Raw genomic sequence first — 25,352 nt, 5'->3', positions numbered from 1 at the left:
CGTCCGCGCCGATTCGTCGGGGGTGGGCACCGACTTGCGTACGCCGGTCCGCTACGTCGTCGCGGCCGTCACCGTCACCCTGCTGGGCGCGGTCTGGTTCCTGACCCGTCCCGGCCCGGACGCGATCGCGTACCTCTTCATGCCCGCCGGCGGCGCCGCCGGCATCCTGGCCATCCTGTCCCTGATGCGCGGGCGGAGCCTCGACCCCGTCACCAGACGGTTCTGGTGGCACATCCTGACCGGTATGAGCGTGCTCAGCGCCGGCTATCTCATTCTCGCCGTCGTCGCCTTCCGTACCGCGCCGACGCTGCCCGCGATCCCGTTGCCCGCCGCCGCCCTGGCCGGCATCGGCATGCTGACCGCGATGTGGGGGGTCATGCGGGTCCCGCTCGGCGCCGGCGGGCCCGGCGCCCGCCGCCGGCAGCTGATCGACCGCACGATCGCCTTCGTCGGCGTCGGCACGCTGCTCTGGACCTTCGGCCTGGCCCCGATGATCACCGGGTCCGACGGCTGGAGCGCGCAGTCCACCGCGCTGATCGGCATCTCCTTCCTGCTCGGCCTCGGCGGCATCACCAAGGTCTCGTACATCGACGGCGGCCCGGTCGACCGCAGCGCCATCCGGCTGATCGCCGCGACCGCGCTGACCGGCGTCGGCGTGGCCCTGCTGTCGACCGGCGGCGACCGGAACGTCCTGCTCGCCCAGGCCATCGTCATGCCGCTCACACACGCCTTCGTGGCCACCGCCGCGTACCGTCAGTCGATCGCCACCGGTGCTCCCGCGCGCCGCTCCGGCACCCTGCTGCCCTACCTGGCCCTGGCCGCCGCCGACGCCTCCCTGCTCTCCCTGCTGTGGCACGGGCACGGCTGGACCGCGAACGTGGTCGTGGTGGCCACCGTGCCGCTCACCGGCCTGGTCGCCGTGCGCCAGATGATGGCGCTGCGCGAGAACGGCCGCCTGCTGCGAGCCCAGCGCGTCTCCGAGGACCGCCTGCGCCACGAGGCCACCCACGACGGCCTGACCGGGCTCGGAAACAGAGGACTTTTCCGTACGCGGGTGGCCGAGGCCCTCCAGCAGCGGGACACCACCGTGCTCCTGGTGGACCTCGACGACTTCAAGACGGTGAACGACTCGCTCGGCCACGACGTGGGCGACCAGCTTCTGATCGCCGTGGCCGGCGCGCTCAGCGCCGCCGTCGGCCCCGACGGCCTGCCGGTCCGGCTCGCCGGCGACGAGTTCGCCGTGCTGCTGGTACCCGGCGCCGACGGCGAGACCGTGGCCCGGCGCGTGCTCGACGAGTTCGCCCAGCCGCTCAGCGACCACCGCCTGCTGGTGCACGCCAGCATCGGGATCGCCACCGCCGGCGCGGGTGCCGGTCTCGACCCGCTGCTGCGGCACGCCGACGTCGCCATGTACGCCGCCAAACAGCGCGGCAAGGGCAACGCGGTGCGATACCACGACGGCATGGAACAGCCGGTGCTCGCGCACGCCCGGATCGGCGGCGAGCTGCGCCGCGCCCTCGACGCGGGCGAGTTCCGCGTGCACTACCAGCCGCTGATGGAGCTGGCCACGGGCCGCGTCGTCGGCGTCGAGCCGCTGGTGCGCTGGCAGCACCCCACCCGCGGCCTGGTGCCGCCGGGCGAGTTCATCCCGGCCGCCGAGGGCACCGGGCTGATCGTGCCGCTGGGCCGCTTCGTGCTGCGCGAATCCTGCCGGCAGGCCGCCGCCTGGCTGGCCGAGTTCGGCCCCGACTGCATGCGCAAGCTCGGCCCCAACGTGTCCGTGCGGCAGCTGCACGACCCGGACTTCGTGGCCGACGTGCGGGCGGCGCTGGCCGATTCCGGCCTGCCGGCCGACCGGCTGGTGCTGGAATTGACCGAGTCGGCCGTACTGCGCGGCCCGCAGGTGTCCCGCACACTGCGCGAGCTGCACGAGATGGGCGTACGGCTGGCGCTCGATGATTTCGGCACCGGCGAGTCGTCGCTGAGCCTGCTGCGCTCGTTCCCGGCCTCGATCGTCAAGCTCGACAAGTCGTTCGTCGACGGCATCGAGCTCGACGAGATGGGAACACCGGAGGCGGAGGCCCGGCAGGCGGTGGCCCGCGCCGTCGTCCAGCTGGCCGGTGCGCTCGGCCTGGACACGGTGGCCGAGGGCATCGAGAACCAGGAGCAGGCCGACCGGCTGCAGCGCCTGGGCTACACGCTCGGCCAGGGCTACCACCTGGCCCGCCCGATGCCGGCCGAGGAGATGACGCGGCTGCTGTCCGGCCGGGTGGAGCTGGCCAAGGCGGCATGAGGGGAGGGCTTAATGTACGGCGATGGACACCGCGCACTCGTTGGAAGCTCGGCTCGCCGATCTGCGCTTCACCGACCTGAGCAACGACCAGGCCACGGCCCGGATCATCGAGGAGATCGCGGACTGGGGCTCGACCCTGGGCTGGCGGGTCTACCGGCGGGCGCCCAGCGTCTTTCCGCTGCCGCCACCGCTGAAGGGCCACTCGGTGCTCGACGTGGCCTGCGCCCGGCCGTCGGCGGCGCCGATCGCGATCGAGGTCGACCGGCTGGACCGGCCCCGCACGGTGGAGAAGCTGCTCGCCGAGGCGGCGGCCGGGCGGGAGGCGATCTGGGTGCGCTGGGGAGCGGGACCGTTCACCCCGCCACCGCTGCCGGTACGCATGGTGACCCGACCGGCCGTACGCAAGTCCGGCACCTGGTCCACCGAGGCCGTGCTGCCGCCGCCACGGCACTCGGACGCGCCGATCGAGTCGGCGGCGCCGGCGTCGCTGCCCGGTCTGGGGGCCGACGAATGAGCGAGTCGCCGCAGCGGCGGGCCTGGCGCGTCACCGAGCCCCTCCACTCGATGATCTATTTCGTCCCGGAAGCCCCCGCGCGCTACGCCGAACTCGGTGTCGGCCCGACCGACGGCTACTTCGCCTCCCGCGGCGCCGGGTTCGGGCGGGTCGGCCCCGACGTCATCACCGCCACCTTCTACAACTTCAATCCCACCCTCGTCGCCCGCGCCCTTCCGGCGGTCTGGGAGAAGACGGACCCGGCCGCGATGGCGCGGGCCCGGCTCGAAGCGGCCGGCGCCGCCCTCACCCGCGGCCTCGGCGCCGCGACCCTCGCCTCACCGGAAGTGGCCGAGGCGGCCACCCTGGCCCGGCGGGCGGCCGAGGCGGCGGCCGCGTGGCCGCAGGGCCGGCCCCTGTTCGCCGCCCATCTCGGCCTCCCCTGGCCCGACGAGCCGCACCTCGTGCTGTGGCACGCGCAGACGCTGCTGCGCGAGTTTCGCGGTGACGGCCACGTGGCGGCGCTGCTGGCCGCCGGGATAGGGGGACTCGAGGCGCTGGTGCTGCACGTCGCCTCGGGCGACATGGACGAGCGGTTCCTGCGCCTGAGCCGCGGCTGGGGCCGGGATCACTGGGCCGGCGCGGCCGAGGCCCTAAAGATCAGAGGTTTGATTGCCGAAGACAGTGGCGTGCTTACCGACGCGGGCCGCGAGCTGCGCGCGGAAGTGGAAGCGGTGACCGACCGGCTGGCCCAGCCGGCGTACGACGCGATCGGAACCGACGCGTGCGTACGCCTGGCCGAGCTGACCCGTCCGCTCAGCCGCACATTGGTGAAGGCCGGGATGTTGAGTCCGGCGAGCTACACGGAGGGACGATCGTGAGCACGGGGGTAGTGACCGTCGGACATCCCGCCTCGTGGTGGGGGCAGTTCCAAGAGGTCTCGGAGCGTTTCGACGCCGCGACCGCGGCGGAGGGGCTCTCCGACGTGATCACGCCGAAGATCGCCTCGCCGCTGCTGCGCCGGGAGGCCGAGATCGCGGCCGAGGTGGTGGTACGCCACCTCAACAAGCCGGCCAGCGAAGAGCTCGCCGAGCGGGCCACCAAGGGCACCGATCGGCTGGTGGCCACCGTCGAGCGCCTCAACGAGCGCTCGACCGGAGACGCCGGCACCACCGAGGCGTACGCGCTGATCCATGCCCTGCAAGGCCGTTTCGCCGACGCGGCGGCGGAGATCGAGCCGGTGGTCGGCACCCAGGCCCTGATGCGGGTCTTCGTGCACGCGCTGCGGCTCGAACAGTTCGACTCGGCGCTGGCCCTGCGGCTGCTGCGGGCCGGCCAGCGGCCCGAGCTGGCCGTACGGTCGGGCCTGGCCGTCGGCAAATACGGCTGGTGGCCGACCTGGCTGCTCAAGGTCGTCACCGAGCGGGCCATCGCCGGCACGCTCGACGCCGAGACCATCACCGCGCTCGACCAGTGCGCCTACGCCGACCTGAGCCCGGCCCAGGCCCGCATCGCCAAGCGGCTGCTGGCCGGCGACGACCAACTGGTCGACTCGTCGGCGCACCGCCTGGAGAACCTGGGCGAGCACTCGGCAGCCGAGAAGCTGCGCCAGGGCGACCTGACCTCGGTCGCCCTGGCGGCCCGCTTGATCACCGAATAGCTGTCTCAGGCGCCGCCTTCCGTGAGGGTCACGGTGGCCGGCTGGAACGACGTGCCGTTGACGTCCACGCCGGCCGCCTTGGCCGCGGTGATCGCCTGGTTGATGTAGTCGTTGGTGTACGCCAGCCCCTCCGGCGCCTTGGTGAGAACGGTGTCACCGGTCTGGTTCTTGGTGGTCATCGAGATGTCCACGGTCTGCTTCCAGGCGGCCTCGTCGATGACGCCGACACCCCCGGTGGCCGGCCAGATCAGCTTGTTCGTCTCGTTCATCTGCCACAGCTGGTGGCTCTTGCCCAGCTTCGAGCCCTTGGCCACGACCAGGTCCCGGCACTTCTCGGCGTTGTCCCGGCAGAACGCCCAGCCCTTGATGGTGGCGGTCAGGAACTTCACGGTCTGCTGCTGGTACGCCGGGTCGCTGAGCTTCTCGGTGTTCGCCCACACCGCGTCCTGGAGCATCGAGGTGCCCTCGGACTTCCAGTCGATGATCGAGAAATCGTCGGCGGTGTAGAGCTTGCCGGTCTGCGGGTTCTTGGCCTCGAGCAGCTGGGCGTACTCGTTGTAGCTCATCGCCTGGGCGGCGTCGATCTCCTTCTTGAGCAGCGCCTGCATGTCGAATTGCTGCTGTACGAGGGTGACGTCCTTACCGGGGTCGAGCCCGGCCTTGGTCATGCCGGCGAACAGCTCGTACTCGTTGCCGAAGCCCCAGTTGCCGACCTTCTTGCCCTTGAGATCGGCCGCGGTCTTGATGCCGGAGTCCTTCCAGGCGACCTGATAGGTGCCGGACCGCCCGAAGATCTGCCCGACGTCGGTGATCCCGGCGCCCTGCTCGCGGGAGGCGAGCGCCTTGGGCACCCAGGCGACGGCGTAGTCGGCCTTGCCCTGCGCGAGAACGGTCTGGGGGACGATGTCGACGCCGCCCTCGAGCAGTTGCACGTCGAGGCCCTGCTCCTTGTAGAAACCCTGGTCGACGGCGGCGATGTAGCCGGCGAACTGGGCCTGGTAGAACCATTGCAGCTGCAGCTTGATGGGGGTCAGGGCGCCGCCGCTGCCGCCGGGGGCGGGCGTGGCCGAGTCGTCGGCCGTCCCGCAGCCCGCCGCGAGCAGGGCGGTCGCGGCGGCCACGGCCGTAAATATCCGGATTCGTCGCATGGATACCTCCGAAAATGGGCTCTAGAGTGCTCGATAGGGCGCGTGCCGGTTGTCCACAGGTCTCCAGCCGAGATTTCGTGAATGCGGGAGGATGGCTGTGTTGGATGGGGGCCCCCTTGGGAGGGCGGGCCCTGGTCTGGCGGCGGGGGGGGTCAGGCGATCAGGCGGGTTCGCCAAGGCATGGCCAGGCGTTCCAGCAGCAGCGTGGTCAAGTAGAAGACGAGGCCCAGCAGGCAGGCGCCGACCACGAAGGCCCAGGCCCGGGGGTACGCGGTGAACGCGGCCGCGCTGGTGATCCGCGAGCCCAGGCCGGTCTGCAGGCCGCCGAAATACTCGGCCACCACCGCCGCGATGACGGCCAGCGAGGACGCCTGGCGCAGGCCCGTGAAGACGTAGGGGAGTGCTCCCGGCAGGCGGACCTTGCGGGCGAAGGTCCAGCCGCTCGCGGCGTACGTGTGCATGAGCTCCCGGTGGATCGGGTCCACCTCGCGGAGGCCGCGCAGGGTGTTCACGAAGACCGGGAAGAAGACGATGATCGCCGTGACCAGGCGGCGGGGGATGCTGCTGGTCGACTCGAACATGTTGTTGAGGATCGGGGCCAGGGCGATGATCGGCAGTGCGTTGAGCACCGCCGCGAACGGGATGGAGACCTCGGTCAGCGGCGTGAAACGGCTGGCCACCATGGCCGCCAGCACGCCCAGGACGGCGCCGGCGGCCAAGCCGATCAGGGCGTTCGCGCCGCTGGCCAGGGCGGCCTCCCACACGTTCTGCCGCTGGGCGACCAGCTCGCGCCAGATGGCCGAGGGGGCGGGCAGGATGAACGGCGCCACCCGGCCCAGCGAGACCGTGAGCTCCCAGGCCACGATCGCCAGCACCCCGACGGCCACGGGCGGGACGACCGAGCGCACCCACTTCATGAGGCGGTCCTGACCGGTGCGCCGCGCAGGGCCTGGCGGACTTCGGTGATCTTGTCGAAGAACGGGGGTGACTGGCGGGCGGCGTCGTCGCGGCTGGGCAGGTCGACGGTCACCGAGGCGGTGATGCGGCCGGGGCGGGCCGACATGACGACCACCCGGTCGGACAGGAAGACCGCCTCCGAGATGGAGTGGGTGACGAAGACCGTGCTCGTTCCCGTCTTGGCGCAGATGCCCAGCAGCTCACTCTGCAGGCGTTCCCGGGTCATCTCGTCGAGGGCGCCGAACGGTTCGTCCATCAGCAGCAACGGCGGCTGCACGGCCAGAGCCCGCGCGATCGCCACCCGCTGCTGCATGCCGCCGGAGAGCTGGGCCGGATAGTGCCCGGCGAACTCGGCCAGGCCGACCAGGGCCAGCATCTCCTCGGCCCGCGCCCTGCGTTCGGCCTTGCCCAGGCCGCGCAGTTCGAGGGGGAGTTCGACGTTGCGGAGCACCGTGCGCCACTCGAAGAGCCCGGCCTGCTGGAACGCGATCCCGTACGCCTGCTCCTTGCGGGCCTGGCCGGCGCCCTTGCCGGCCACGGTGACCGTGCCGGTGGACGGCTCGATGAGGTCGGCGATCAGCCGCAGCAGGGTGCTCTTGCCGCACCCGGACGGCCCGATGAGCGACACGAACTCCCCGTCGCCCACGGTCAGGTCCACGTCGGACAGTGCTGCCACCTCGTCCGGGCGTCCCTGATTGAAGACCTTTGTGACGGACGAAACCATGACAGCGCTCATAGCGTCACCACCTCCACGTGCCGGCGGTGCCGCATCAGCGGCAGCTCCAGCAGGCTGACGAGACCGGCGACGACGAGGCCGAGCAGGGCGGCGCCGAGCATCGCGGTGTAGACCTTCGCGGGGTCCGAGGTGGCCTCGCGCGAGTATTCGATGATGAGGCGGCCGACGCCGCCGCGGGTGCCGGTGGAGATCTCGCCGACCACCGCGCCGACCACCGCCGCCGCCCCGGCCAGGCGCAGGGCCGGGAACAGGTACGGCAGGGAGGACGGGAAGCGCAGCTTGACCAGGGTGCGCCACCAGCCGGCGGCGTAGCTGCGCATCAGCTCGACGCCGCTCGCCGACGGGGACTGCAGGCCGCGCAGCATCCCGACGGCCACCGGGAAGAAGGCCAGGTACGCGGCGATCACCGACACCACGGCCCAGGCCGGCATGATCGTGCCGCCCCAGCCGGCCACCAGCGGCGCGAGCGCCACCAGGGGCACGGTCTGGCTGAGGATGACGTACGGCAGCAGGCCGCGCTCGACGATCCGGAACCGTTCCATGGCCACCGCCAGCAGGAGCCCGACCACAGCGCCGACGACGAAGCCGACGGCCGTGATGCCGAGCGTGAACAGGCACGCCTGGACCACCACGATCCAGACCGGCCGGCCGCCCGTGAGCTCCGGGCGGCCGAGCCGTTCGAGGACCGTCCACAGGTGGGGCATGGACAGGTCGTCGGCGCGGGGCAGGACCCGTACCCCGAAAAGCACTGTCCCGTCGGGGTTGCCGACCGCCTTGTAGCCCTCCCACAGCACGACGGCGACGGCGAGCCCGAGGACGGCGTACAGAAGCTTCCTCACGAGATCGCCGGGATGATGTGCTCGCCGTACGCCCGGAGGGTTTCCTCTTTCGCGTCGTGCTGGAGATAGACGGCGAACTGGTCGACGCCGAGCGCGCGCAGCTCCTCGAGGCGCTTGAGGTGCTGCTCGACCGGGCCCAGCAGGCAGAACCGGTCGACGATCTCGTCGGGCACGAACGTGGTGTGCGTGTTGCCGGCCCGCCCGTGCTCGGCGTAGTCGTAGCCCTCGCGGCCCTTGATGTAGTCGGTCAGGACCTGCGGGACCGTGCCGTCCGAGCCGTAGCGGGCCACGATGTCGGCCACGTGGTTGCCGACCATGCCGCCGAACCACCGGGTCTGTTCCCGCTGATGGCCGAGATCGTTCCCGACGTACGCCGGTGCCGCCACGCAGAATTTGATGGCCATCGGATCGCGGCCGGCCGCCTCGGCCGCCCGCCGCACGGCGCCGATCATCCAGGCCGCGATGTCCGGGTCGGCCAGCTGCAGGATGTAGCCGTCGCCGACCTCGCCGGTCAGGGCCAGGGCTTTCGGGCCGTACGCGGCGACCCACACGTCCAGCCGGCTGTCCGGCGCCCACGCGAGCTGCTGCTGTTTGCCGCGCAGCGTCACCTTCTCGCCGTTGGCCAGGCCGCGGATCACCTGCACCGCCTCGCGCAGCTGCCCGAGCGACTGCGGCGTCGCGCCGAGCACCCGCAGGGCGGAGTCGCCCCGGCCGATGCCGCAGATCGTGCGGTTGCCGTACATCTCGTTGAGGGTGGCGAACAGCGACGCCAGGACCGTCCAGTCGCGGGTGCCCGGATTGGTGACCATCGGGCCGACGATCACCCGCTCGGTCTCGTCGAGGATCTTCGAGTAGACGACGAACGGCTCCTGCCACAGCACGTGCGAGTCGAACGTCCACACGTGACTGAAGCCGGCCGCCTCGGCCTGCTTGGCCAGCTCGACCACCTGCATGGCCGGCGGGTTGTTCTGGAGTACCACTCCGATGTCCATGCGGGCTCCGTTCAGACCAGGTAGTCGGAGAGCGCGCGGGGAACGTACTTGCCACGGCCGGCGCGGCCCGTGTACTCGCCATCGCGGGAGATGACCTCGCCGCGGGACAGGACGGTGTCGACCCGGCCGTCGATCTCCCAGCCCTCCCAGGCCGAGTAGTCCATGTTCATGTGGTGCGTCTCGACGCTGATCCGGGTACGCCCGTTCGGGTCGTACAGCACGATGTCGGCGTCCGAGCCGGGCGCGATGACGCCCTTGCGCGGGTACATGCCGAACATCCGGGCCGGGGTGGTGGCGATCGTCTCGACCCAGCGGGCCAGCGACAGCTTCCCGTCGACCACGCCCTGGTAGAGCAGGTCGACCCGGTGCTCGACGCTGCCGATCCCGTTCGGGATCTTGGAGAAGTCGCCCAGGCCCATCTCCTTCTGGTCCTTCATGCAGAAGGGGCAGTGGTCGGTCGAGACCACGGACAGGTCGTTGGTGCGCAGGCCCTGCCACAGGTCGGCCCGGTGGCTCTCGTGCTTGCTGCGCAGGGGAGTGGAGCAGACCCACTTGGCGCCGTCGAAGCCGGGCGCGCCGAGCTGATCCTCCAGTGTCAGATAGAGATACTGCGGGCACGTCTCGGCGAACACGTTGCGGCCCAGGTCGCGGGCGGCCCGCACCTGTTCCAGGGCCTTCGAGGCGCTCAGGTGCACGATGTACAGCGGGCAGTCGGCGGCCACGCTGGCCAGCCAGATGGCCCGGCTGGTGGCCTCGGCCTCGAGCTCCTGGGGCCGGGTGATGCCGTGGTAGATCGGGTCGGTCTGGCCGCGTTCCAGCGCCTGCTTGACGAGGACGTCGATGGCCGGCCCGTTCTCGGCGTGCATCATGATCAGGGCGCCGTTGTCGCGGGCCTTCTGCATGGCCCGCAGGATCTGCCCGTCGTCGGAGTAGAAGACGCCCGGGTACGCCATGAACAGCTTGAAGCTGGTGATGCCCTCGCTGGTGACGAGCTGGTCCATGGCCTTGAGCGACTCGTCGTCGACCCCGCCCACGATCATGTGGAAGCCGTAGTCGATGTGGCAGGTGTCCGCCGTCTTGGCGTGCCACGCGGCCAGTCCGTCCTGCACGACCTCGCCGTACCGCTGAATGGCGAAGTCGATGATCGTGGTGGTACCGCCGATGGCGGCCGCCCTGGTGCCGGTGTCGAAGGTGTCGCTGGCCTCGGTGCCGCCGAACGGCATCTGCATGTGGGTGTGCGCGTCGATCGCGCCCGGGATGACGTACTTCCCGGTGGCGTCGATGATCTCCGGACCCTCGGGCGCGCGGCCGGGAGCGAAGATCGCGGCGATCGTCTCGCCGTCGATCAACACGTCGGCGGCGTACGGGCCGGTCGTGCCGACGACGGTCCCGCCCTTGATGAGGATGCTCACGAGGCCACCGTCCGGGTGTAGCTCTCCGGGCGGCGGTCGCGGTAGAACTGCCAGCGCTCGCGAACCGTCTTGATCAGGCTGAGGTCGAGGTCCCGTACGATCAATTCGGGGTTGTGGGTGTCACCGACCTCGCCCACGAACTTGCCCTCGGGGTCGACGAAGTAGCTCTGCCCGTAGAAGTCGTCGTCGCCGAGCTCCTCGATGCCGACCCGGTTGATGGCGCCGATGAAGTATTCGTTGGCGACCGCGCTGGCCGGCTGCTCCAGCTGCCACAGGTAGCTCGACAGGCCGCGGCTGGTGGCCGAGGGGTTGAAGACGATCTGCGCGCCGCCCAGGCCCAGCTCGCGCCAGCCCTCGGGGAAGTGCCGGTCGTAGCAGATGTAGACGCCGACCTTGCCGACCGCGGTGTCGAAGACGGGGTAGCCGAGGTTGCCGGGCCGGAAGTAGAACTTCTCCCAGAATCCGTTCACCTGCGGGATGTGGTGCTTGCGGTACTTGCCGAGGTACGAGCCGTCGGCGTCGACGACGGCGGCGGTGTTGTACAGGACGCCTTCCTGCTCTTTCTCGTACATGGGCAGGACCATCACCAGGCCCAGCTCGGCGGCGAGGGCCTGGAAGCGCTCGGTGGTCGGGCCGGGGATCGACTCGGCGTACTCGTAGTAGGCGGCGTCCTGCACCTGGCAGAAGTACGGCCCGTAGAAGAGCTCCTGGAAGCAGATCACCTTGGCGCCCTGTGCTGCGGCGTCGCGGGCATAGTCCTCGTGGGCCTTGATCATCGATTCCTTGTCGCCCGTCCAGGTGGTCTGGACGAGGGCGGCGCGAACGACGTCGGACATGACTGCTGCCCCTCTCAATTGATCTTTATAAGCGTTCACACGGCCGCAACAGGCCTGTGATCGTGTGTCTACTCCCCGTCATAGCCCCTGCGCTAGCCCTCCTGGCTCCGCTTCGCTCCGCGGCAATCGCCTTGTAACCGGTGACAGGCCAGGCGATTTCCCAACGTCCGCAAACCCGGCGGCCGTCGAGAAATCGCATGCCCTGTCACCGGCGGCGATTGCGGCTTGCTTTGAGCTCCCTGATGCCGTAGGACACTAACGACACAGATTCATGCGAACAATTGCCCGTACGTAACGGAATGTTTCTGAGAGGTAATTTGATCGGGCCAATAGTGGACGCTGTGGACGATCGCAGCGCCCGGGGAATCGCTGCGGCCATCAGCCGGATGATCACGGCGGGGACGCTGCCGGCGGGCGCGCGCCTGCCGACCGTACGAGACGTCGCGCGCTCGCTTCAGGTGAGCCCGACGACCGTGAGCGAGGCGTGGCGAAGCCTGACGCGAGCCGGTGTTCTCCGGACGCGCGGGCGGTCGGGGACGTTCGTCGCGACCGCTTCGTCGCGGCAGCGTCTGCGCTACTCGCAGATAAGCGCGGTGGGCGCGGTCGCCCACGATCTGTCGACCGGTGTGCCCGACCACGACCTGTTGCCGGATCTCACGGACGCGCTGAAACGCATCGGGGACGGGCGGCTGACGTCGAGCTACCTCGACGCGCCGGTGCTGCCGAGGCTCGAGGAGGTGCTGCGCGCTCGCTGGCCCTTCGCGCCGGACGCCCTGACCGTTGTGGACGGTGCTCTGGACGCGATCGACCGGCTGATAGGCGTGGCGGTGCGCTTCGGGGATCACGTGGTCGTCGAGAATCCGGCCTTTCCGCCGCTGCTCGACCTGTTGCAGACTGTCGGTGCGACAGTGATCGGAGTGCCGGTCGACAAATCCGGCATGTCGCCCGAGGGCCTGGCGGCCTCGCTCGCGTCGTACCCGGTCGTCGCCGTGTTCCTGCAGCCGAGGGCGCACAATCCGACCGGCGTGAGCATGACCGCGATCCGGGCCGCCTCACTCGCGAAGATCATCGGCTCTTATCCCGGCGTGCTCGTGGTCGAGGACGATCATGCCGGCGACATCGCCTCGGCGCCGCCGGTCAGCCTGGGCACGCCGCGGACCGTGCACATCGCCGGCTTCTCCAAGTCGCACGGCCCCGACCTGCGCCTGGCCGCGGTGGGCGGCCCGGCCCAGGTGATCTCGGCCGTGGCCGACCGCCGCCTGCTCGGCCCCGGCTGGTCCTCGCGGCTGCTCCAGGCCGTCCTGCTCGACCTGCTCACCGACCCGGCCGCGGCCGCCCAGGTCTCCGACGCCCGCGAGGTCTACGCGGCCCGGCGTTCGGCTCTGCTCGCGGCCCTGCACGCCCGCGGGGTGACGGCCACCGCCGACGACGGCATCAACCTCTGGATGGCCGTCGACGACCAGCAGATGGCCATGGTCGCCCTCGCGGCACACGGCATCGCCGTAGCCCCCGGCGCCCCCTTCTGTGTGACCCCGCTGCCCTCCGACCACGTCCGCGTCACCGCCGGGCTGGTCTCCACCGACGTCGAGGCCCTCGCCGACGCCCTGGCCGCCGCCGCCCTGCTCGACACCCGGGGCAGCGGCCCCCGAGCCCGCCCGCACCCCCGCGGCTGGCGGTAGCCGTGCCCCACCCCTCCACCCGTCTCGCATCTGGGATTCATCCGATTCACCCCGCTAAGGAGCGACCATGACCGATGATCTGCTGGCCCGCCACAAGGCTGTGCTGCCGAGCTGGATGCCGACCTACTACGGCGACGACGCCCTCGAGATCGTCAGCGGGTCGGGGCGGCGCGTCACCGGGAGCGACGGCCGCTCCTATCTGGACTTCTTCGGCGGGGTGCTGACCACGATGGTCGGCTACGACGTTCCCGAGATCAACGAGGCGGTTCAGCGTCAGCTCGCCACCGGGGTCGTACACACCTCGACTCTGTATCTCATCCGGCAGCAGGTCGAGCTGGCCGAGAAGATCGCGCGGCTGTCCGGCATCCCCGACGCCCGGGTCTTCTTCACCAACTCGGGGACCGAGGCCAACGAGACCGCGCTGCTCATGGCGACCAACCTGCGCCGCTCCAACCAGATCCTGGCCATCAAGAACAGCTACCACGGCCGGACCTTCGCCACCATGGCGGTCACCGGGCACCGCAGCTGGTCGTCGAGCGCGCTCACCCCGCTCAACGTCTCGTGGCTGGCCTCCGGCGACCGGCTGCGCGGGCGGATGGCCGGCCTGGACGGCGACGCGATCCTCGACGCCGCCGTCGACGACCTGCGCGAGGTTCTGGCCACTGTCACCGCGGGCGATGTGGCGGCGCTGATCGCCGAGCCGGTGCAGGGTGTCGGCGGGTTCGTGGCCGGCCCGGACGGCCTGCTCGGCGCGTACCAGAAAGTCCTCTCCGAGACCGGGATCCTGCTCATCGCCGACGAGGTGCAGACCGGGTGGGGCCGCACCGGTGAGCATTTCTGGGGTTATCAGGCGCACGGCGTCACGCCCGACCTGATCACGTTCGCCAAGGGCATCGGCAACGGGTTCGCGCTCGGCGGTGTCGTGGGCCGGGCCGAGGTGATGAACGCGGTGCCGGCCATCAGCTTCTCCACCTTCGGCGGCAACCCGGTCTCGGCGGCGGCCGGCAACGCCGTCCTGGACTACGTCCTCGACCACGACCTCCAGGGGAACGCGGCCCGGGTCGGCGCGATCCTGCTCGACGGTCTGCGCGCGCTGGACCTGCCGATCGTGGGGGAGGTGCGCGGCAAGGGCCTGATGATCGGCGTCGAGATCGTCCATCCGGGAACGACCGAGCCGGACCCGGCGGCCACGCTGCGCGTCTTCGACGAGTGCCGGGCCGGTGGGCTGCTGGTGGGCAAGGGCGGTCTGTACGGCAACGTGCTGCGGATGGGGCCGGCGCTGACCCTCACCGAGGCCGAGGCGCGGGAGGGTCTGCGCATCCTCGTCGATGCGCTGTCACTTGTCGACGCTGACAGCCGCATCTAAACGATGTTTTGTCCGGACAGCGAGAACTTTTGCTTGATCTGAAGAAACTTAGCTTCACTTTCGACGAAACAGATCGGTAACCTATCGAGCGACGTCGTTCGATAGGGAGACCGCAATGCCGCATTCACTGAACCGTCGTCAACTCCTCGGCGCCGCAGCGGCGGCCGGCGCCGCCGCGACCATCGCCGTTCCCGGAGCCGCCCAGGCAGGCGGCTCCCACGGGGGCCACCTCAGCCGAGTCCCGCGTGACCAGATCAGCGTGCAGCTCTACACGCTGCGCAACCAGCTCGCGATCGACCTCGACGCGAGCCTCGCCGAGCTCGCCGAGATCGGCTACAAGAGGGTCGAGCACGCCGGCTTCGTCAACCGCACGGCCGCGCAGTTCCGGGCCGCGCTCGACAAGGCCGGCATCCGGGCCACCTCGGGCCACGTCGGCATCCCGCAGCCGTGGAACGCCGACACCTGGAAGCGTGCTCTCGAGGACGCGGCCATCGTCGGCAACAAGTTCATCGTCCACCCGTTCTTCGGTCAGGGCGCCAACGGCCCGATCCGCGACGCCGCCGTCTACCGGGCGTTCGCGGCCGACCTGAACAAGGCGGGCGCGCTCGCCCGCAAGGCCGGGCTCCAGTTCGGCTACCACAACCACCACGCCGAGTTCTTCCGGCAGAACGGGACCAGCCTGACCGGCATGGACATCCTGTTCCGGGAGACCGACCCGCGCCTGGTGCACTTCGAGGTCGACCTGTTCTGGGCCTTCCGGGGCGCGCACGACCCGGTCGACCTGATCAAACAGAACCGCGGCCGCATCAAGCAGGTTCACGTCAAGGATCTCGACGTGAACGCGAGCTTCGCCGACCCCGGCGACGGGCTCATCGACTTCGGCCGCATCTTCGACCACTCGAAGGAAGCGGGACTCATCGAATACATCGTCGAGCGCGACGACGCCGGCTCCCCGCCGCGTACGCCCGAGCAGGCCCTCGTGACCGCCGAACGCGGTTACGACTACCTCGCCGGATTGAGGTTCTGATGATTCGTAAGTTGTCCGTCCTCGGCGCGATCAGCGCCGCCGTCCTGGTGGCGCCCGGCGCCGCCGTGGCCCACCCCTCGCCGCCGGCCCAGCCGCTGCCACCTTCGTCGGACTTCCAGAAGGTGACCCTCAACGACTTCCCGGGCGAGCCGATCGCTATCGCCGTCCTGCCGGACCGGCGGGTGCTGCACACGGCCCGGACCGGAGAGGTACGCATCCACGAGCCGGCCACCGGCCGCAACGTGCTCGCCGCGAAGATCCCGGTCTACCTCCACGACGAGGAGGGCGTGCAGGGCATCGCGATCGACCCCGACTTCAAGCACAACAAGTGGGTGTACGTCTACTACTCGCCCGTGCTGAACACGCCGAAGGACGACCCGACGACGCCCCAGGTCAACGAGGGCGACGCGCCGAACGAGGGCACCGCGGCCGACTTCGCCAGGTTCAAGGGCCACCTGCAGCTCTCGCGCTTCAAGCTGCAGGGCAGCACGCTGCGTCTCGACACCGAGCAGAAGATCCTGCAGGTGCCGGTCGACCGCGGCCAGTGCTGCCACGTCGGCGGCAAGATCGACTTCGACAGCAAGGGCAACCTGTACCTGTCGACCGGTGACGACTCCAACCCGTTCTCCTCCGACGGCTACGCGCCGATCGACGAGCGGGCCAACCGCAACCCGGTCTTCGACGCCCAGCGCAGCGCGGCCAACACCAACGACCTGCGCGGCAAGGTGCTCCGGATCAAGGTCGGCAAGAGCGGCGGCTACACGATCCCCAAGGGCAACCTCTTCAAGCCGGGCACGGCGAAGACCAAGCCGGAGATCTACGCGATGGGCCTGCGGAACCCGTTCCGCTTCACCATCGACCCCAAGACCGACGTGATCTACGTCGGTGACTACTCGCCGGACGCGCAGAACGCGAACCCGGCCCGGGGCCCGGCCGGGCACGGCCGCTGGCTGGCGATCGACAAGCCGGCCAACTACGGCTGGCCGTACTGCGCCGACGCCGACAAGCCGTACGTCGACTACGACTTCGCCACCGGCGTCTCCGGGGCCCCGTTCAACTGCGCGGCGCCGGTCAACGAGTCGCCCAACAACACCGGACTGCGCAACCTGCCGCCGGTCGAGAAGGCGGAGATCGCTTACTCGTACGGCGCCTCGGCCCAGTTCCCCGAGCTCGGCACCGGTGGCATCGGCCCGATGGGCGGCCCGGCCTACGACTACGACAAGTGGTCCCGGTCGCCGATCAAGTGGCCGGCCGCGTTCGACGGCAAGCCGCTGTTCGCCGAGTGGACCCGCGACTGGGTCAAGGCGCTCACCCTCGACCGCCGCAACCAGGTCACGAAGATCGAGTCGGTCCTGCCCGAGCTGGTCTTCGACAACCCGATGGACCTCGAGTTCGGCCCGGACGGCGCGCTCTACGTCCTCGAGTACGGCGACGGCTACTTCGCCGAGAACCCGGACGCCCAGTTGTCCCGGTTCGATTACGTGCGCGGCAACCGCACCCCGATCGCCAAGGTCGCCGCGACGCCCACCTCGGGCCAGTCGCCGCTGACGGTCCAGTTCTCCAGTGCCGGCACGGCCGACCCGGACGGCGACGCCCTGCGCTACGAGTGGTACCTGGACAACGACAACCGGGTCGACTCGCGGTCGCCGAACCCGACGTTCACCTTCACGGCGAACGGCAACTACCGCCCGACCCTCAAGGTCACCGACAGCACCGGCCGGTCCTCCTCGGCCGAGGTGATCCTGCCGGTCGGCACGGCGGCCCCGAAGGTCTCGTTCACCAGCCCGCAGGCCGGGCAGCCCTTCCACTTCGGTGACACGGTGAACTTCCAGGTCCAGGTGACCGACGACCAGCCGGTCGACTGCGCCCGGGTCACGGTGACCTACGTTCTCGGCCACGACCAGCACGGGCACCCGCTGTCCACGGCGTCCGGCTGCACCGGCTCGATCACCACGTTCCTGGACGCCGGTCACGCCGGCGCCTCCAACCTGACAGCGGTCTTCGTGGCGTCGTACACCGACACCGGCGACCCGGCTCAGACCGGCACGGCGACCGTCGTGCTCCAGCCCACACCCTGACAAGTTGCCATTCACCCGGCCGAGCTGTATGGCTCGGCCGGGTGAAACGTGTGTGCGCGCGAAACCCTAGATGGACGTCAGGTTAACGAGGGCGCAACATTTAGATGCTGATCACCTGAACCTTCCGCGCGCGCGTTGCTCGGGTGAATCTGGCTTCGTGACAGAGTCAACGGTCATTCTGGTGCTGGTGGTGGTCACCGCTCTCGGGTTCGACTTCACCAACGGGTTCCACGACACCGCCAACGCGATGGCCACGTCCATCGCCACCAAAGCGTTGCGGCCGAAGGTCGCCGTTGCCCTCTCGGGCATCCTCAACCTGATCGGTGCCTTCCTCTCCGTCGAGGTCGCGCTCACCGTCAGCAACGCCGTTGTCAAGATCCAGAATTCGGACGGTACGCCGAAGGAATCGCTCACCGCCAACGGCGGCGAAGCACTCCTGCTGATCATCCTGGCCGGCCTGATCGGCGGCATCATCTGGAACCTGCTCACCTGGCTGCTCGGCCTGCCCTCCAGCTCCTCCCACGCGCTGTTCGGCGGCCTGATCGGCGCCACCATCGCCGGCCTCGGCTGGGCCGGCGTCAACTGGAACGGCAACGGCACCAAGCTCGACGGGGTCGTCGGCAAGGTGCTCCTGCCGGCCGTGCTCTCCCCGGTCATCGCGGGCGTCGTGGCCGCCGTCGGCACCTGGTTCATCTACAAGATCACCGTCGGGGTCGCCCAGCGGTTCACCGACAACGGCTTCCGCTGGGGCCAGATCGGCAGCGCCTCCCTCGTCTCGCTGGCGCACGGCACCAACGACGCCCAGAAGACGATGGGCATCATCACCCTGGCCCTGATCGCCGCCGGTGACTGGACGGACACCAAGAGCATCCCGTTCTGGGTGAAGGCCTCCTGCGCGATCGCCATCGCCCTCGGCACCTACCTCGGCGGATGGCGCATCATCCGTACCCTCGGAAAGGGTCTGGTCGAGATCGCCCCGCCCCAGGGCATGGCCGCCGAATCCTCCTCGGCCGCGGTCATCCTCGCCTCCAGCCACCTCGGCTTCGCGCTCTCCACGACGCACGTGGCCACCGGCTCCATCCTCGGCTCCGGCGTGGGCAAGCCCGGCGCCCAGGTCCGCTGGCGCGTAGCCGGTCGCATGGTCGCGGCCTGGATGATCACGCTGCCCTCGGCCGCCATCGTGGGCGCCCTGATGTGGTGGATCAGCGACGTGATCGGCGGCCTCACCGGCGCCATCGTGATCTTCGCGCTTCTGCTGGCCGCGGCCGGCGCCATGTACCTGCGCTCGAAGCAGACACCGATCGACCACAACAACGTGAACGACGAATGGGACGCGACTTCCGGGGAAGACACCCGTGAGCCGGCCAAGACGGGGGTCTGATCGATGAGCAACCTGGGATTCGCCCTCGAAGGCGCCTGGAAGGTCCTGGCCGCCGGTCTCGTGCTCGGCGCCGGGCTGCCGGCCCTGTTCGCGCTCGGTATCCGCTCCCTGGCCTGGGGCGCAGGCGGCGACGCGGAGGACTCGCACGCCCGCCCGAACCCGGCGGGCACGGTGCTCGGCTACGTGCTGTTCACGATCGTCATCCTGGGCGTGCTGCTGGGCATCACGTTCATCGTGGCCAGCGGCTTCGGCAAGACGATCAGCTTCGACCACATCTTCCCCACCATCGTGGACAAGTAATGACCGACTCCTTTCTCACCCGAGCCATCGACTGGCTGCGGGCCGGATATCCGGCCGGCGTGCCGAGGCAGGACTACGTGGCCCTGCTGGGCCTGCTGCGCCGGAGCCTGACCGAGGACGAGGTCCGCAAGATCGCCGCCGACCTGGCCGCCCAGTCCGAGACCACCGGCGGCGACCCGATCACCGCCACCGACATCGAGGCAATGATCAACGACGAGGTCCTCCAGGCCGCCACCCCGGAAGACATCGTCCGCGTCTCCGCCCACCTGGCCGCCGGCGGCTGGCCCCTGGCCGACCCACCCCGCGAATAGTTCCGCCGCAACCGGCGGCGCGCGGCCCGGGACAGTTCCGGGCCGCGCGCCGCCGGCAGCTTCGTGAACGTGGAGGACGGGTGGCTGCCGAGCGTCCCTGGTGGCACAACCGAACGGTGCTGTGGTCGATGGCCGTGTCGTCGATGTGCGTTTTCGCCGCGCGCTTCCTCGACGACCCATACGACAACTTCGGCGGCCCGTGGCTTCACTTCACGGTGCTCGGCGGCTCCGGGGGCCTCTTCGTCACGGCAATCGTGCTGCTGGTGTCGCGGCGCGGAGATGGTCCGGGCGGCGGATAGCTCAGTCGGCATGCGATTTCCAGCCCAGGCCGGCCAGCGGGCCGTGGATCGCCGTCCACACCGTCTGGGGGCCGCCCGGGAACGGCACGTGGGCGGTCGGGATGAACGGCGCGTTCGCCTCGGCGATCGGCTTGCCCAGCAGGCCGGTCAGCGCCTCGAGGATGCTGTCGTTCGTGACGCCGGACGAGGTGAGCAGCGCTTTCGTCGTTCGGTCGCAGTGCCGTTCAGCCTCTGAGGTGACAGAGCCGGCGCTCAGGTGAGCGCCGGCCCGGTCATCCGGTGAGAACTCAGTCGAAAGCGAGCGTGCGGGAGAGCACGCCGATGTCGGGCTGGTCGGTGAAGAGGCCGTCGATGCCGGTCTTCAGGAAGGTGATCTGCTCGTCGATGGCCCGGCCGTAGGCGTTCGGGTCGGTGCCGACGCGGTAGTCGGCCGGGAGGAACTGGTTCTCGGCCCGGAACGTGTACGGGATGACCTTGAGGCCGGCCGCGTGGGCGTCCCTGACCAGGCTCGACGGCGTGCCCAGCGTGCCGTCGGCGTTGCGCGGGATGACCTGGCTCTTGTCGGGGCCGATGCCGTCCACGAAGGACGAGAGCTCCTTCAGGCCGGCCGGGGTGAGGTATTGCGCGTACGTCCTGCTGTCGTTGAACGGCGAACCGGCGGCGGAGGTCAGGAAGACCAGGTTGACCTGTACGCGGTACTTGTGGTTGAGGTCCTTGAGGTTGACCGCCTCGAACGACTGGATCCACACCTTCGCGCCGCGCCGGTTGAGGCGGGCCCGGTCGAGGGCGCGCACCAGCGGCGTCTCGAGCTCGAGGCCGAGCCGGCGGAAGAAGGTGGGGTGCTTCGTCTCCGGGATGACGCCGATGTCGCGGCCGAGTTCCTTGGACAGCTTCGCCCGCAGCGCCAGCACCTCGGTGAAGGTCGGCACCTCGAACAGCTTGTCGTAGAGGGTGTTCTCCTGGCGCACGGCGGGCAGGCGCTCGATCGCGCGCAGCGTCTTCAGCTCGGCCAGGGTGAAGTCGTTGGTCCACCAGCCGGTGACGCTGACCCCGTCGAGGACCACGGTCCGCTTACGGTCGGCGAACTCGGGGCGTGACGCCACGTCGGTGGTGCCGCTGATCTCCGGCTCGTGCCGGCAGACCAGCACGTGGTCCTTCGTCGAGACCAGGTCGGGCTCGATGTAGTCGGCGCCCATCCGGGCCGCGAGCTCGTACGACGCGAGCGTGTGCTCGGGCCGGTAGCCGGAGGCGCCGCGATGTCCGAAGACCTCGGTTCTCGTACGGCCGTGCGCCTGCGCCGGGGTGGCGATGGTGGCGGCGGCTCCGGTGAGGGCGGGAGCCGCGGCGGCGACAGCGCTCATGCGCAGCACCTGACGTCGGTCGGGCACGGGGTCCTCCACGGGACTCGGCGCCGGCGACCGTCGCCGGCTGGTCCCTCGCAGAGTCGAAGCGACGCGATCGACATACAGGGAACAGTGACGTAGCGATCACGGAAACTGCGCGAAAAGGGCGGCGCGTTAATCCCGGGTTCACCCAGAGTTAGACGGTCGCGCTGACTCTTCGCACCGAAGGGGTTCGCGGCGCCGAGACGTTGCCGCGCCTGATGCTCGGCCGGTAGGTACGCTCGGGCGATGTTCTCGCCACAGGGACCGTCGCTCCGCGAACTGTTCGTCCAGGCGATGTCCTCGGTCGAGCGCGGCTACGACCTCCTCGCGCCGAAATTCGACCACACCCCGTTCCGTACGCCGTCGGGCGTCCTCGAAGCGACGGCGGCGGCGCTGACCGGCCCGTTCGAGGCGGGCCTCGACGTCTGCTGCGGCACCGGCGCCGGCCTGTCGGTCCTGGAATCGGTGGGCTGCGCCCGGGTCACCGGCGTCGACTTCAGCGCCGGGATGCTGGCCGAGGCCCATCGCGCCCACCCGGCGGCCACCCTGGTCCGGGCCGACGTGCGCTCCCTGCCCTTCGCGGGCGACTTCGACCTGGCCGTCAGCTTCGGCGCGCTGGGCCACTTCCTCCCGTCGGAGCGCCCGGCGGTCTTCGCGGGTGTGCGCCGAGCGCTGCGCCCGGGCGGCCTGTTCGCCTTCCCGATCGGCGACACCCCACCCGTGGCCTCGGTGGCCGGGGTGGCCACGCTCGGCTTCGACCTGGCCATGCGCGTACGGAACGCGGTGTGGCGTCCCCCGTTCGTCATGTACTACCGCACCACACCACTCCCGGCCCTGCGCGCCGACCTGACCACCGCCGGCTTCACCGTCGTCTCCACCGACCTGATCACCCCCGGCTGCCGCCTCGTCCTGGCCCGCACCCCGGGCCCCTGATGCCTCTCGTCGCGGTGACCGGCACGTCCGGGCTCGTCGGGGCGGCGGTGGCCCGGGCGGCCGTGACGGCCGAGGCGACCGGCATTTTCGTCGTCGCCGGCCGCCACCCCTTCCGCCGCACCGGCTGCGGCGCCCTGCTCGACGACGCCGCGGGCCTGATCGCCGCGCGCGCCCCCGAGGTCGCCGCCGCCTTCGCGGAGCGGGGCTGGCCGCTCCCGCGAACCCTGGACCGGGTCTACGGCTCCAGCGCCGCCACGGCCGCGCTTCGGCTATCGGCCCACGCTGTCAGCGCTTGATTGTGTACGTGACATGGGTGACCAGCGACGCCGCGCGTGAAGAGATCCGCTCCAGGTTCAGCGGCGGCACGCCGTCGAACAGGCGCGCCCCGGCCCCGACGGTCACCGGCGCGATGTGCAGGCGCAGCTCGTCGATCAGCCCGGCCCGGAGGAACTGGTTGACAGTGGTGGCGCCGCCGGCGACGGCGATCGTGCCGTCCCCGGACGCCTCGATCGCCCGCTTCAGGGCCTCGTCGACACCGCCGGTGACGAAGTGGAACGTCGTGCCCCCCGCCATCGGCAGGTCGTCCCGCTCGTGGTGGGTCAGGACGAAGACCGGTCACAGGTGATGTAGGCCATGCCTTCAGACCGTAGTCCGACACTGTCGTTTCCGTCCAAGACGGCGGGGCGGTCAGGCTCTAGCGTCGTTTTCGGCAGCCCGCTCTCGGCAGGAGGAGACAGAACGATGCGCAGTCTGGTCTACACCGGTTTCATGTCGCTCGACGGGGTCGTGGACTCGCCCGGTGGGCCGTCCGAAGGGCATCGCAGCGGCGGCTGGGTGTTCAAGGACCTCGAGTTCGTGCCCGAAGCCTGGTCGCTGAAGGGGGAGGAGCTCGCCGACACGGCCGCCCTGATGTTCGGGCGGCGCAGCTACGAGGCGTTCGCGCCGGTCTGGCCGGGCTCGGAGGACCACGCCGGCTACAAGGACCTTCCCAAGTACGTGGTCTCCTCCACCCTGACCGACGACGCTCTCGTCGACGGGTGGGGGCCGATCACGATCCTGCGTTCCACCGAGGACGTGGCCGAGCTCAAGCGGGGCGAGGGCGGCGCCATCTTCATCCACGGCAGCGCCGAACTCGCCCGGCGGCTGTCCGACGCGGGCCTGATCGACCAGTACAACCTGCTCGTCTTCCCGGTGCTGCTCGGCGCCGGCAAGAGCCTGTTCGGCCGGGCCGACCGCGACAAGCACATGCTCAGCCTGCGCGAGTCCGAGGCGTACAAGAACGGAATTCTGAAACTCGTCTACGACGTCGAGCGCTGAGGAAGGTCGAGCCCGATCGCGCCGCCGTCGCCGCCCCGCAGCTGCTTGACGGTGCGCCCGACGTACGACCGCAGCGCCCGGGCCAGGTGCGGCTCGTCGAAGTAGTCCAGCTTGGCCACCACGTCCCCGGCCGTCCCGCCGGCCGCCAGCAGCTCCGCCGCCGTCCGGGCCCGCTCGATCTGCCGTACCGCACCCCGCGTCAGCCCGGTCGCGGCCCGGAACCGCCGTTCGACGGTCCGGCCCGACACCTCCGGGCGGCCCCCGCGCAGCACCTCGGCGACCAGCGGATCGCGCACCACGGTCCCGCCCCGCACGAGCCGCGCCACCAGGGCTTCGGCGTCATCCACCCCGGGCGTCTCCCAGCGCGCCCCGTCGAGCCGGAACGTCCGGCGCGAGGTGTCGGGAAGCTCGATGCCGCTGTCGACCAGCGACGGTGCCGGCGCGATCCGCAACGACGTGCCCACAGCGAATTCGATGCCGGTGAAGCTGGCCCCTTCCGGCACCGGCGCCGTGCTGGTCCGCGTCTCGGGCCCGGTGACACTCGCGTACGACCGCCCGTCCCGCTCCCAGAACACCAGCCCCCACCGCACCCCGGCAACGGCCGTCATGGAGTCGACCCGCTCGCTGCCGCACGTCCACACGGCGTCGACCCATGCCGAATCCGACCCTCGTGTCGCGAACCGCAGCCCCACGCGCGAAGAATACGCCGCCGCGCTAATCGCCGAGGGAGACGCGGGTCTTGTCCAGTTGGTGGCCGAGCCAGGCGTTGAGGGCCAGCACGGTGCCGCCGCAGATCAGCAGGACGATGACGAAGATGCCGAGGATCCAGCGCCAGATCGCGAAGCGGCTCTCCCGCGGCGCGTCCGCGCCGGTGCCCTCGAAGGGCCAGGCCGAGTCGTCCTCCGGGTCGTCCACGAAGACGGACGGTACCCAACCGGCGTACCCCAACCGGGGGTTTAAGGCAAAGATGACCCCTTAGAGCATGATGGTCGTCCGCGTGGGGGCGACCGGAGACACCGCCGCGCGGCTGGTCGTCCTGCTGATATGCCGGCCCATGAGCGCCGGAAAATCCTCATGCACTATCCGACCTCGCCGGACTGCACGTCGCCGTACGCGCCGATCTGGATCGCGGAAATGGTGCGCCGGCGGAAAGGCTAATCGAACAGAATGGTACGGATCGTCGCGGTCAGCCGGGTGATGAGGTCGTCGGCGGACATGGTCGCGACCGGGCCGTCGGCCAGCACATAACGGCTGAAGGCGACGCCGATGAGATGGGCGCCCATCATGTTGACACGGGCGTCCAGATCAGGCCGGTCGAGCACCCGCGCGTAGCCGTCGACGGCCGTCTGCTGGAGGGTCCGCAACAGGGCCTTGGCCGCCTGCTGGTCGCCGGCCGCGCTGCGGATGAGGGCGATGACCGGGTCGGCGCCCTCGGAGGTCTCCATCCGGTGCACGAAGGAGGCGGCGATGCGTTCTGGCAGCTTGGCGACGTCGTCGTCGAGGACACCCTGGAACAGGGACTCCGGGTCGGGCGTGGTGGCGGCGACGAACAGCTGCTCCTTGGTGGAGAAGTGCAGCACGACCAGGCCGTGGGTGACACCGGCGCGGCGGGCGATCTCGCGGATGGTGGCGTTCTCGTAGCCGCGCTCGGCGAACACGGCCCGGGCCGCCGCGAGGATCGCCGCCTGTTTGCGGATCGGATCGCGGGTCCGCCGGGGTGAGGGGTGTGACATACCCCCTACTGTACACCCGGACAGTAGGGGGTGTTTTCCTGATGGGCGAGCGGCTGCCGAAATGGCGTGACCGCTATTTTTGTGCCAATACACACGACGGTGAACCGCCCCGACGGTGTTGCCCGCAAACAATTCTCTTCCGAATCCGCCGCGTTCGACCGGACAGATAAATGGAAG

Annotated in this window: 27 protein-coding genes; 15 read left to right on the top strand and 12 right to left on the bottom strand. The window is 70.2% G+C overall.

What is annotated here, in order from left to right:
* Nucleotides 1-22: 22 nt before the first annotated feature.
* Genes AB0C26_RS29075 through AB0C26_RS29060 form a run of 4 tightly spaced genes read left to right on the top strand, consistent with a single transcriptional unit; the run spans nt 23 to nt 4,446 of the window.
* Nucleotides 23-2,293 (top strand): bifunctional diguanylate cyclase/phosphodiesterase, encoded by a 2,271-nt coding sequence (locus AB0C26_RS29075; RefSeq protein WP_360253914.1) that lies wholly within the window; start codon nt 23-25, stop codon nt 2,291-2,293.
* A 22-nt stretch (nt 2,294-2,315) separates the two neighbouring features.
* Nucleotides 2,316-2,807, top strand: a complete 492-nt coding sequence (locus tag AB0C26_RS29070; RefSeq protein ID WP_360253912.1) for a hypothetical protein — start codon at nt 2,316-2,318, stop codon at nt 2,805-2,807.
* Nucleotides 2,804-3,667: a hypothetical protein gene (locus AB0C26_RS29065; protein WP_360253910.1), complete on the top strand. Its 864-nt coding sequence runs from the start codon at nt 2,804-2,806 to the stop codon at nt 3,665-3,667. Before AB0C26_RS29070 ends, AB0C26_RS29065 begins: the two co-directional genes overlap by 4 nt.
* Nucleotides 3,664-4,446 (top strand): hypothetical protein, encoded by a 783-nt coding sequence (locus tag AB0C26_RS29060; protein WP_360253908.1) that lies wholly within the window; start codon nt 3,664-3,666, stop codon nt 4,444-4,446. The genes AB0C26_RS29065 and AB0C26_RS29060 overlap by 4 nt, the downstream gene beginning before the upstream one ends.
* A 5-nt stretch (nt 4,447-4,451) precedes the next feature.
* On the opposite strand, the gene AB0C26_RS29055 is transcribed toward AB0C26_RS29060, so the two are convergent.
* The 7 genes from AB0C26_RS29055 to AB0C26_RS29025 all read right to left on the bottom strand — a co-directional run bounded on the left by AB0C26_RS29055 (nt 4,452) and on the right by AB0C26_RS29025 (nt 11,366).
* Nucleotides 4,452-5,594: an ABC transporter substrate-binding protein gene (locus AB0C26_RS29055; protein ID WP_360253906.1), complete on the bottom strand. Its 1,143-nt coding sequence runs from the start codon at nt 5,592-5,594 to the stop codon at nt 4,452-4,454.
* 152 nt (nt 5,595-5,746) lie between these two features.
* A complete protein-coding gene (locus tag AB0C26_RS29050; RefSeq protein ID WP_360253904.1) occupies nt 5,747-6,511 on the bottom strand; it encodes an ABC transporter permease in 765 nt (254 codons plus the stop codon).
* Entirely contained in the window at nt 6,508-7,275 is a 768-nt protein-coding gene (locus tag AB0C26_RS29045) for an ABC transporter ATP-binding protein (protein WP_360253902.1), read from the bottom strand. The genes AB0C26_RS29050 and AB0C26_RS29045 overlap by 4 nt, the downstream gene beginning before the upstream one ends.
* Before the next feature lie 8 nt (nt 7,276-7,283).
* Nucleotides 7,284-8,126 carry an ABC transporter permease subunit gene (locus AB0C26_RS29040; RefSeq protein ID WP_360253901.1) on the bottom strand — a complete coding sequence of 281 codons (843 nt, stop codon included), beginning with the start codon at nt 8,124-8,126 and terminating at the stop codon, nt 7,284-7,286.
* A complete protein-coding gene (locus tag AB0C26_RS29035; protein ID WP_360253899.1) occupies nt 8,123-9,118 on the bottom strand; it encodes a TIGR03842 family LLM class F420-dependent oxidoreductase in 996 nt (331 codons plus the stop codon). The genes AB0C26_RS29040 and AB0C26_RS29035 overlap by 4 nt, the downstream gene beginning before the upstream one ends.
* Nucleotides 9,119-9,129: 11 nt before the next feature.
* Nucleotides 9,130-10,530, bottom strand: coding sequence for a dihydropyrimidinase (gene hydA / locus AB0C26_RS29030; RefSeq protein ID WP_360253897.1), 1,401 nt, complete (start codon nt 10,528-10,530; stop codon nt 9,130-9,132).
* Nucleotides 10,527-11,366, bottom strand: coding sequence for a nitrilase-related carbon-nitrogen hydrolase (locus AB0C26_RS29025; protein ID WP_360253895.1), 840 nt, complete (start codon nt 11,364-11,366; stop codon nt 10,527-10,529). The genes hydA and AB0C26_RS29025 overlap by 4 nt, the downstream gene beginning before the upstream one ends.
* A 341-nt stretch (nt 11,367-11,707) precedes the next feature.
* Between AB0C26_RS29025 and AB0C26_RS29020 the strand changes: the two genes are divergently transcribed.
* The 8 genes from AB0C26_RS29020 (at nt 11,708) to AB0C26_RS28985 (ending at nt 19,807) form a co-directional block, all read left to right on the top strand.
* Complete coding sequence (locus tag AB0C26_RS29020; protein WP_360253893.1) at nt 11,708-13,045, top strand: aminotransferase class I/II-fold pyridoxal phosphate-dependent enzyme; 1,338 nt, start codon at nt 11,708-11,710, stop codon at nt 13,043-13,045.
* Between the two features lie 67 nt (nt 13,046-13,112).
* Entirely contained in the window at nt 13,113-14,411 is a 1,299-nt protein-coding gene (locus AB0C26_RS29015) for an aminotransferase class III-fold pyridoxal phosphate-dependent enzyme (RefSeq protein WP_360253891.1), read from the top strand.
* 115 nt (nt 14,412-14,526) lie between these two features.
* Entirely contained in the window at nt 14,527-15,438 is a 912-nt protein-coding gene (locus tag AB0C26_RS29010) for a sugar phosphate isomerase/epimerase (RefSeq protein WP_360253889.1), read from the top strand.
* Complete coding sequence (locus tag AB0C26_RS29005; RefSeq protein WP_360253887.1) at nt 15,438-17,516, top strand: PQQ-dependent sugar dehydrogenase; 2,079 nt, start codon at nt 15,438-15,440, stop codon at nt 17,514-17,516. Before AB0C26_RS29010 ends, AB0C26_RS29005 begins: the two co-directional genes overlap by 1 nt.
* A 157-nt stretch (nt 17,517-17,673) precedes the next feature.
* Entirely contained in the window at nt 17,674-18,897 is a 1,224-nt protein-coding gene (locus AB0C26_RS29000) for an inorganic phosphate transporter (protein WP_360253885.1), read from the top strand.
* Between the two features lie 3 nt (nt 18,898-18,900).
* A complete protein-coding gene (locus AB0C26_RS28995) occupies nt 18,901-19,197 on the top strand; it encodes a hypothetical protein (RefSeq protein ID WP_360253883.1) in 297 nt (98 codons plus the stop codon).
* Nucleotides 19,197-19,508, top strand: coding sequence for a DUF3349 domain-containing protein (locus AB0C26_RS28990; RefSeq protein ID WP_360253881.1), 312 nt, complete (start codon nt 19,197-19,199; stop codon nt 19,506-19,508). Before AB0C26_RS28995 ends, AB0C26_RS28990 begins: the two co-directional genes overlap by 1 nt.
* Before the next feature lie 80 nt (nt 19,509-19,588).
* Nucleotides 19,589-19,807, top strand: a complete 219-nt coding sequence (locus AB0C26_RS28985) for a hypothetical protein (protein ID WP_360253879.1) — start codon at nt 19,589-19,591, stop codon at nt 19,805-19,807.
* Between the two features lie 287 nt (nt 19,808-20,094).
* Here AB0C26_RS28985 and AB0C26_RS28980 read toward each other — a convergent pair whose 3' ends face one another.
* Nucleotides 20,095-21,195, bottom strand: coding sequence for a glycerophosphodiester phosphodiesterase (locus AB0C26_RS28980; protein WP_360253877.1), 1,101 nt, complete (start codon nt 21,193-21,195; stop codon nt 20,095-20,097).
* A 243-nt stretch (nt 21,196-21,438) separates the two neighbouring features.
* Here AB0C26_RS28980 and AB0C26_RS28975 point away from each other — a divergent pair, with 243 nt between their 5' ends.
* Both AB0C26_RS28975 and AB0C26_RS28970 read left to right on the top strand, forming a co-directional pair.
* Nucleotides 21,439-22,125: a class I SAM-dependent methyltransferase gene (locus AB0C26_RS28975; protein WP_360253875.1), complete on the top strand. Its 687-nt coding sequence runs from the start codon at nt 21,439-21,441 to the stop codon at nt 22,123-22,125.
* A complete protein-coding gene (locus tag AB0C26_RS28970; RefSeq protein WP_360253873.1) occupies nt 22,125-22,421 on the top strand; it encodes a hypothetical protein in 297 nt (98 codons plus the stop codon). The genes AB0C26_RS28975 and AB0C26_RS28970 overlap by 1 nt, the downstream gene beginning before the upstream one ends.
* On the opposite strand, the gene AB0C26_RS28965 is transcribed toward AB0C26_RS28970, so the two are convergent.
* The gene (locus AB0C26_RS28965; RefSeq protein ID WP_360253871.1) at nt 22,411-22,698 is read right to left on the bottom strand and encodes a dihydrofolate reductase family protein; all 288 of its coding nucleotides are present in this window, start codon (nt 22,696-22,698) and stop codon (nt 22,411-22,413) included. The two genes, AB0C26_RS28970 and AB0C26_RS28965, sit on opposite strands and share 11 nt — an antisense overlap.
* A 168-nt stretch (nt 22,699-22,866) precedes the next feature.
* On the opposite strand from AB0C26_RS28965, the gene AB0C26_RS28960 reads away from it, so the two are divergent.
* Nucleotides 22,867-23,442: a dihydrofolate reductase family protein gene (locus tag AB0C26_RS28960; protein WP_360253869.1), complete on the top strand. Its 576-nt coding sequence runs from the start codon at nt 22,867-22,869 to the stop codon at nt 23,440-23,442.
* Here AB0C26_RS28960 and AB0C26_RS28955 read toward each other — a convergent pair.
* The 3 genes from AB0C26_RS28955 to AB0C26_RS28945 all read right to left on the bottom strand — a co-directional run bounded on the left by AB0C26_RS28955 (nt 23,424) and on the right by AB0C26_RS28945 (nt 25,175).
* Nucleotides 23,424-24,134 carry a helix-turn-helix domain-containing protein gene (locus AB0C26_RS28955; protein ID WP_360253867.1) on the bottom strand — a complete coding sequence of 237 codons (711 nt, stop codon included), beginning with the start codon at nt 24,132-24,134 and terminating at the stop codon, nt 23,424-23,426. The genes AB0C26_RS28960 and AB0C26_RS28955 overlap by 19 nt on opposite strands.
* A gap of 22 nt (nt 24,135-24,156) precedes the next feature.
* Nucleotides 24,157-24,357: a hypothetical protein gene (locus AB0C26_RS28950; protein ID WP_360253865.1), complete on the bottom strand. Its 201-nt coding sequence runs from the start codon at nt 24,355-24,357 to the stop codon at nt 24,157-24,159.
* Between the two features lie 239 nt (nt 24,358-24,596).
* Nucleotides 24,597-25,175 (bottom strand): TetR family transcriptional regulator, encoded by a 579-nt coding sequence (locus tag AB0C26_RS28945; protein ID WP_360253863.1) that lies wholly within the window; start codon nt 25,173-25,175, stop codon nt 24,597-24,599.
* Between the last annotated feature and the right edge of the window lie 177 nt (nt 25,176-25,352).

The organism is Actinoplanes sp. NPDC048796 (genome assembly GCF_040650035.1).
GTDB lineage: Bacteria > Actinomycetota > Actinomycetes > Mycobacteriales > Micromonosporaceae > Actinoplanes.
The sequence above is the reverse complement of the archived record's forward strand: the minus strand, read 5'-3'. Positions and strand labels throughout refer to the sequence as shown.